This window comes from Mesorhizobium sp. M7D.F.Ca.US.004.03.1.1 (assembly GCF_003998635.1).
Taxonomy (GTDB): Bacteria; Pseudomonadota; Alphaproteobacteria; order Rhizobiales; family Rhizobiaceae; genus Mesorhizobium; species Mesorhizobium loti.
Window position 1 is genome coordinate 1 of the sequence record NZ_RZQG01001238.1, and the last position, 1,415, is coordinate 1,415.

General features: G+C 64.9%; 2 protein-coding genes. One reads left to right on the forward strand and one right to left on the reverse strand.

Annotated features, from left to right (window positions below):
• The coding region (locus tag EN935_RS35930; protein WP_164771685.1) for a transglutaminase family protein at positions 1-692 on the reverse strand (692 nt) is incomplete at its 3' end.
• Between the two features lie 166 nt (positions 693-858).
• On the opposite strand from EN935_RS35930, the gene EN935_RS35935 reads away from it, so the two are divergent.
• Positions 859-1,415, forward strand: a 557-nt coding sequence (locus tag EN935_RS35935; protein ID WP_127374222.1) for an HAD-IA family hydrolase, incomplete at its 3' end; no start/stop codon positions are given.

Here is a 1,415-nt window from a genome sequence, read left to right on the forward strand (position 1 = left end):
CTCGGCGTGTTGTGGCGGGCATCGAACGTGTACCATTTGCCGTCGAGGAACACTTCCAGCCAAGCCGAGAAATCCATCGGCGCCGGATCGACCGGCACGCCGATATCACCGAGATAGCCGTTCACATAGCGCGCGGGAATGTTCATGCAGCGGCACAGCGTGATCGCCAGATGGGCAAAGTCGCGACAGACGCCGACCCGCTCCTCATGCGCCTGCGCTGCGGTGCGGGTCGACCGTGCATAGCCATAGCCGAACGACAGCCGGTTGTGGACATAGTCGACGATCGCCTGCACGCGCGCCCAGCCGGGCGGAAGATGGCCGAAGAGCTGCCAGGCCAGGCCGCTCAGATGATCCGTCTCGCAATAGCGGCTGCCCAGGAGATAGAAAAGCACCTCGTCGGGCAGGTCCGCCACCGGCACTTCACTGGCCAGCGTGTTGACCTCGTCCGTTTCGCCGCTGTCCTCGACGACCGCGTCATACAGGATACGAAAACCACCGGCGGGCGCCGTGAAGCGGCGGCAGGCATTGCCATGCAGATCGTGGTAGAGCTTGGTTGGCACCGAAGGCGAGGTCAGCACGCGCGTCTGCCGCTTGATGTCGGCCTGGCGGTCCTTGTGGACTTCGAGCAACGAAATCACGGGGGTGGCCTCGGTGCATTCAATGGCGATTTCGTAGCCGAGCCGGATCAGCATCGCAGTCCCCCTTCGGTCGTCGTGGAAAACAGTTTTGCTCAAACGCGAAGAGACTGGCCATGGTTCCCTGGGCCGATCGAAAAGCCCGGCCCGTGTCTTCCCCTGCCGTGGCCGAGACGTTAGGTTCAGGAACGCCACAAGCGCTCCCCCGGACTCAAGGAAAATCATGTATTCAGGCAGAAAATTCGCGGCCTTCCTCTTCGATATGGACGGCACGCTCATCAATTCCATCGCCTCAGCGGAACGGGTGTGGAGCGATTGGGCACGCCGCCAGGGCCTCGACGTCGCCGCCTTCCTGCCGACGATCCACGGCGTACGGGCGATCGAGACCATCACCGGCCTGGCACTTCCAGGCGTCGACCCGGCGCACGAGGCCGACCTGCTGCTGAAGGCCGAGGCGGCCGATCTGGATGGCATTCTCCAGATCGCCGGCGCAGCCGCGTTTCTCAATTCGCTGCCCCCCGAGCGCTGGGCGATCGTCACCTCCGCGCCGCGCGAACTGGCGCTGTTGCGCATGCAGGCTGCCGGCATCCCTGTCCCGGCCGTCATCGTCGCGGCGGAAGATGTCTCCCGCGGCAAGCCGGCGCCCGATTGCTTCCGGCTTGGCGCGGAACGGCTCGGCTTCGATGCGCGCGACTGCCTCGTGTTCGAGGATGCTCCAGCTGGCATCACGGCAGCCGAGGCGGCGGGCGCGGCGGGCATGATCATCAACGCCACGCACAA